This window comes from Marisediminicola senii (genome assembly GCF_011057645.1).
Lineage (GTDB): Bacteria > Actinomycetota > Actinomycetes > Actinomycetales > Microbacteriaceae > Marisediminicola > Marisediminicola senii.
This window is the reverse complement of sequence record NZ_JAALGE010000080.1, coordinates 1-5,817: the sequence shown is the minus strand read 5'-3', so window position 1 is coordinate 5,817 and position 5,817 is coordinate 1. Positions and strand designations below refer to the sequence as shown.

At 70.2% G+C, this 5,817-nt stretch carries 6 protein-coding genes and 1 tRNA gene; 1 reads left to right on the top strand and 6 read right to left on the bottom strand.

The features are described from left to right. Positions 1-358: 358 nt before the first annotated feature. The 5 genes from G5S38_RS15005 to G5S38_RS14985 form a co-directional block, all read right to left on the bottom strand. Positions 359-434, bottom strand: a tRNA-Arg gene (locus G5S38_RS15005). 30 nt (positions 435-464) lie between these two features. Next, on the bottom strand, positions 465-860 hold the full coding sequence (locus G5S38_RS15000) for an MmcQ/YjbR family DNA-binding protein (RefSeq protein WP_165070360.1): 396 nt from the start codon (positions 858-860) through the stop codon (positions 465-467). A 78-nt stretch (positions 861-938) separates the two neighbouring features. Next, the gene (locus tag G5S38_RS14995; RefSeq protein WP_235929120.1) at positions 939-2,372 is read right to left on the bottom strand and encodes a PepSY-associated TM helix domain-containing protein; all 1,434 of its coding nucleotides are present in this window, start codon (positions 2,370-2,372) and stop codon (positions 939-941) included. Between the two features lie 4 nt (positions 2,373-2,376). Then, positions 2,377-3,096: a YcnI family copper-binding membrane protein gene (locus G5S38_RS15770; protein ID WP_165070356.1), complete on the bottom strand. Its 720-nt coding sequence runs from the start codon at positions 3,094-3,096 to the stop codon at positions 2,377-2,379. A gap of 149 nt (positions 3,097-3,245) precedes the next feature. Continuing rightward, a complete protein-coding gene (locus tag G5S38_RS14985; protein WP_165070354.1) occupies positions 3,246-3,890 on the bottom strand; it encodes a hypothetical protein in 645 nt (214 codons plus the stop codon). 133 nt (positions 3,891-4,023) lie between these two features. Between G5S38_RS14985 and glsA the strand changes: the two genes are divergently transcribed. Continuing rightward, positions 4,024-4,959 (top strand): glutaminase A, encoded by a 936-nt coding sequence (glsA, locus tag G5S38_RS14980; protein ID WP_165070352.1) that lies wholly within the window; start codon positions 4,024-4,026, stop codon positions 4,957-4,959. Between the two features lie 84 nt (positions 4,960-5,043). Here glsA and G5S38_RS14975 read toward each other — a convergent pair whose 3' ends face one another. Next, positions 5,044-5,718, bottom strand: coding sequence for an LLM class flavin-dependent oxidoreductase (locus G5S38_RS14975; RefSeq protein ID WP_235929119.1), 675 nt, complete (start codon positions 5,716-5,718; stop codon positions 5,044-5,046). Positions 5,719-5,817 lie beyond the last annotated feature (99 nt).

Below are 5,817 nucleotides of genomic sequence, written 5' to 3'. Positions count from 1 at the left end.
AGCGGTCATCGTGATGATGCCTTTCGAGTCGAGGTAAGAGACTTCTCGAAGGATCACACGGTGACCGCGTCCACGTCTTCACGACGAGCCGGGCCACCGCGGCTACACCACTATGCGGGACTCAACTACAAAAAGCCCCGTAAACGCGGGGTTTACGGGGCTTTCTGGTGGTGCGCCCGGAGGGATTTGACTCCCCTACTGAGCCGCCTCCACGCCGCGCGCGGGTTCATGAGTGAGCGAGCACCCCAAGGCGCGGTGCGGCGGACTGCTCAGCGGGGGCCCACGGAGGGGGTTCGCGTCCACCCAGCCGTACAAACGAAGAATGACCCTGCGATGGAGCTGCAGGGTCATTCTTCGGTGGTGCGCCCGGAGGGATTTGAACCCCCGGCCTATTGATCCGTAGTCAATTGCTCTATCCGCTGAGCTACGGGCGCAACTTACCGGCCCGAAAGCCGACTTAGAGACTATACCAGCGGTTGGGAGTCCCTCGTGTCCAACGCCGACAGCTGGCGCTTCAGCGCCACCTGGCGGTACGAGGTGTCGACCAGTTCAGCGAGCTCGGTCCAGTCGGTATCCGGGTGGTCGAAGTCGATCGCGAGCCACCCCGCGGGCCCCCAGTACGGCGGCACGAAGTAGCGTTCGTCTTCGAGGTGGGCCAGCCGCTCGTCGCCGTCGGGCTTGAACACGATCGAGAACGGGCGGTCCATGCTGGCCGACACCCAGATGAATACCTTCTTGCCGGCCCGAAAGGTGGGCCGGCCGAACGACTCCTTCTCGACCGCCTCCGGGTACCCCAGGCAGATCGCGCGCACCCGTTCCACGAGCGGGTCGTGCGGATCGATGACCTGGGGATGCTCCACGCACACAGGGTATTGCTGCCCACCGACGAGCGGAACCCCGAGCCCCGCGAGGGACCCGGGGCTCCCGGCATCCACCAATCAGTCGACAGTGGATGCCGGCCGCGCGCGCACCGCGGCCACCACAGCATCGACGAGCACGAAGCCGAGCAGGCTGACGCCCATCAGAGGAAGGAACGCGCCAATTCCGATCGCGACCAGCACGACTGCGGCGACACCCCACCACGGGGCCCTGGACAGCGCACCGCTCGGCGCCGGTCGCCCGACCAGCCTGGCGGGCCGACGTGTCGGACGCCGCATCCACCACATGGCGTACCCCCAGATGACCATCGCCGCGATTCCCAGCGCGGTGACGAACAGCAGGATCTGGTTGGGCAGCCCGAACATCGATCCCATGTGCGTGTCGATACCCCACCGCGCCAGCTTCGCGACGAGCGAGAAGTCGGCGAAGTCCACGCTGTCGACCACGTCGAGCGTGCGGCCATCGACCGCCACTGAGTCGACCTCGGTGGGGTAGCTGCGCTGGATCTCCTGCACCACCCACGCCTGGTCATCGGCCGCGGGCGGGCGGATCTCGACCAGGCCGGTGTTGACGTTCATCGTCTGCGCAACGGCCAACACCTCGGCGAACCCGTCGATGTCGACCTCACCCGATGCCCCGACCGCCGCGCCGTGGTCGGCGTGCGGGTCGACGGACGCCCCGTCGCCGGGCGCGAGGTCGGTGACCACCGCGGGGGTTCCCACGTTCAACGCCGATCTCAGCGCGCTGACATTCGCTCCGGCGAACTGCGACCAGGTGATGCCGGTCGCCGACAGGAACAGCGCACCCACCAGCAGCCAGATGCCCGTCGAGGCGTGCCAGCTGAAGATGCGGCGATACCCGGGCACGGCGTTGTTCGGCCGCACCATGTCTTTCTTGACCCGGGCGCGACGAAAGCGCGTGATCCACAGTCCGACACCCGCGAGCACTACCACGCCCAGCCAGCTGGCCGCGAGCTCACTGTAGAGACGACCGGCCTCGCCGAGATTGAGGTTACGGTGCAACTGGTCCACCCAGGTGCGCAGCGGCAGAGCGCCACTGGTTCCGTACACCGGCAGGTCACCGCGAACCTCGGCGGTAGCCGGGTCGACGAAGATCGCGCGGGTCTGCGACTCGATGAGGTCGTCACCGGTGAACATCACGCGCGTGGTGTCCCCGGGTTCCGGTGCCGGACGCACCGCGACGAGTGCCCCGTCGTCGCCGACCACAGCCTGGGCGGCGGCGATCTGCTCGGCCAACGGAGCCGACTGGTCGGAGATGGGTGCCGTCAGTTCATCCGAGTAGACGACCCGCTCGATCTGCGGCGTGATCGCATAGAACGCGCCGCTGAGGGCTGCGACCAGAATGAACGGGCCGATCAGAATACCCGCGTAGAAGTGCAGCCGCAGCAGCAGGGCTCCGAACCAGCCGCGCGACGGGGTGCCCTGCGGCGGCGGCGCGGTGGATGCCGCGGCTGGCGTAGTCGTGACGCTCACCGGGTCACGCCTTGCGGCGAACGGCGGCCGTCGCGACCACGACGGCGACGGCACCCACGAGCAGCCCGCCGATTCCGAAGACGCGGGCGAGGGTGTCGCTGGTCGGGGCGGTGGATGCCTCGGCCGAACTGCTCGCGGACGCGGCATCCACCCCGTCCGCAGCACCGTGGTGCCCCTCCCCCTCTGAGGCCGCGGTCAGCACGATGGCCGGCGCCGGATGTGCCGGTTCGTCCTCCCCCTCCACGGTCTCTTCGTTCCACAGCGTTTCGCCGACTTCGCACGCCTGCGTCACCGGGAATGCGACCATGTCGCCCGGCTCGCCATCGGGCAGCGCCACCTCGAGTTCGAACGCGTCGCGGTAGCCGTCGGGCAGCGGGGTCTCGGCCGTGTAGACGACCTGGCTGGTGCGGTCGTCGGTGCTGACGGCCTCGACGGTCCAGCCCGGGTTGATGGTCGGGGTGACCGAGATGACGCTCTCGGGAATGTCGATCGTGATGCCGGTGGTCGACGACGCGTCGCAGCCGTGCGGCACCGAGAAGGTGAGCAGGGAGTAGCTTCCGGCGGCCGTGGTCGACGCCTCGACGCCGACGTGCGCGCTCGCCGTCATGGGTGCGGCGAGCGCGATGAGCAGCCCGGCGGCAGCGACACCGGTGACGGTGCCGACCGTGCGGCGGGCAGTGCGGGCAGTGCGGGTGGTGCGGGCGATACGGGTAGTGCGGGTCATGATGGGTCCTTCGTGACTGCGGGCGGCACGGTGGCAGCGCCCGAACGTGATGCGAGAGATGGCGGATGCCGCGGCGAGCGCCACGGAACCGCGATGCGGCGCGGCGATCGAGCCGCACCGAGAGGGCGCCACGAAACGGGCACCAGCACCTACGAGAGACGCACCACCGGCGGACCGCGATACCGGGCAACCGAGAGCAGGTCGGTGCGCAGGCGGGGTTCGAAGCCACGGCTGGCGACGGCGACCGTAGGGCGGGGTGCCTGCTCGAGGGGCGCGGGGAGCATCCACCGGAATGCGGCGGCGAGCGGAACCACTGCGGTGTCGACGAGCGCCCAGAACGCCGTCTCACCGAACCTGATACCGACGATCGTGATGGCCGCCGCAATGACGTGGGCGAGCAGCATCCCATGCCCAGCACCACCGGACGTCGCCGCAACGGCGCCGTCCGCGATGGTGAAGGCTCCCCCGTGCTGCGCGTGCCCTGCACCCCCGAGCACTGCGTTCTCGAACACTGCGCCCTCGAGCCCCGTGCCGTCGAGTCCGGGGCCGCCGGCCGTGCCGAAGATGAGGTGGAACGCGAGCTGGCTCACCGATACCGACGCGGTGAGGCGCAGCCACGACACGGTGCGCCCGGCGAGGGCGACGCAGAACAGCGTGCAGAAGACGAGACCGACGGCGAGGAGCGCGACGTGCGGAAACCCTCCACCGCCCGCCGCGTGGAACACCGCGGCAACGAGGGTCGCGAGCGACGCGGCGGCGAAACCGCGCGCGAGCCGAGCCCCGCGAGAATGCACGCGTTCCCCTTTACTGTCGTCGGTGATCACGCTACCCGACCCCGGCGAGGCGGTTCGCACAGGGCGAGACCGCCCGACCCCGGCGGGACCGCCCGCACAGCTCGGCGACCCCGGGCACTGCTTGACTTGACCCATGACACGTCACCCCAACCTGGCCGCGAAGTACGACCTCGAGGGGCTGCGCGAGCGCATGCTCGAGGAGACCAGTGGCGAGGTGGACGACAGCATTCCGCAACTCGCCGACGCCGAACCGACCGTGTGCGGCATCGCCATCGCCGACAGCGCGGGCGACATTCGCATGACCGATGATGCGACCATCGCGTTCTCGGTGCAGTCCGCGGTCAAGCCATTCGTCTACGCCCTCGCGCTCGCCGATGCCGGCGAGTCCGTGCTCGAGCGGGTCGGAACGGAACCGACCGGCGAGGCATTCGACGCCCTGGTGCTCGAGAGCGACACCGGCCGGCCGCCGAACCCCATGGTCAATGCCGGCGCGCTGCTGACCGCGTCGCTGGTCGACGGGTCGAGCCCCGACGAGCGGTTCGAGCGCATCCTGAGCGGCATCTCCGCCTTCGCCGGCCGCGACCTCGAGATCGACACCGAGGTCAGCAATTCCGAGCAGCTGCTCGGTGACCGCAACCGCGCCCTGGGATACCTCATGCGCTCCTCAGGATCGCTCGAGATCTCGGTCGACGACGCCGTCTCTGCCTACGCCCGTGCCTGCTCGATCCTGGTGAGCGCCGAACTGCTCGCGGTGATGGGCGCGACCCTCGCGTTCGGCGGGCGCAACCCGCAAACCGGCGTGCAGGTAGTTCCCGAGCGCGTCGTGCCGACGGTGCTCAGCGTGATGGCGACCTGCGGCATGTACGACGGCTCGGGTCGCTGGCTGCGCCGCGTCGGCCTGCCGGCGAAGTCGGGCGTCGCCGGTGGACTCGTCGCGACCGTTCCGTGGCAGCTCGGCCTGGGCGTCTACAGCCCGCCGCTCGACACCGAGGGCAACAGCGTGCGCGGCGTGCTCGCCTGCGAGGCGCTCTCGGACGACCTCGGGCTGCACGTCTTCGGCCCTGAGTAGCGGCCGCGGTCTTCTGGGCCGATAGGCGAGTGGATGCCGCGGCCCCGCGCCGCGGCATCCACCCCTCTACAGCGCCCGAGTGGCCTACCCGAACGTGAGCGGAGCGACCGGGTTGTCGAGGTTCGCCCCACCCCGGTAGCGCGCCGCCGTGTGCCGGTCGGGTAGCCGGGGCCCGCGGTCGGCGCCGAACAGCCGCTCGCGCAGGGTCTCGCCCGGAACGTACCCGTCGCGCAGCCGCCCGCGGCGACGCAGCTCGGGAACCACGAGCTCGACGAAGTCGCGCGCGGTGTCGAACGAGTGGTACTGGCGCAGGTTGATTCCATCGATACCGTCGTCGTCGAGCCAGCGCTCGATCTCATCGGCCACGACCGTCGGCGTTCCCGCGACGAAGAAGCGGCCCTCGCGCCCGCCGGCGAGGTCCGTGAGGGCGGCGCCGACCGTCGTGCCAGGCGCGAACATGCGGAAGAACGGATGCCCCGCCGCGCTCTCCGCCTCGGCGACCTGTTCCAGCGTGGTCGACTGCTCGTACGCGGGCAGGTCGAACGGCACGCCGTTGTGCGCGAGGATCCCCTCGACGCTGGTGTGCTCGCGGTAGGCGCGCACCTTGTCTGCGGCCTCCTCCTCGGTGCGCCCCACCACGACACCGGCCTGCACGATGAACCGCACGTCGTCGGCTCGCCGTCCGTGCCGCACGGCGGCGTCGCGCATCTGCTGGGCGTTGCGGCGGTAGTCGTCTGCGGGGCGCCCGCCGGGGAACACGAACCCCGCGTGCCCCGCCCCGGGCCCCCGGCCCGGCCGCGGGCCCGCGGGCCGGGAGCAGACACTCTCCCTTTTACCACCTCCCCGCCCCCCCCACAG

Bases quoted from the DNA above. Each gene is read 5' to 3' on its own strand.
- glsA (WP_165070352.1), top strand. From the start codon at position 4,024: ATGACACGTCACCCCAACCTGGCCGCGAAGTACGACCTCGAGGGGCTG.
- G5S38_RS15770 (WP_165070356.1), bottom strand. From the start codon at position 3,096: ATGACCCGCACTACCCGTATCGCCCGCACCACCCGCACTGCCCGCACT.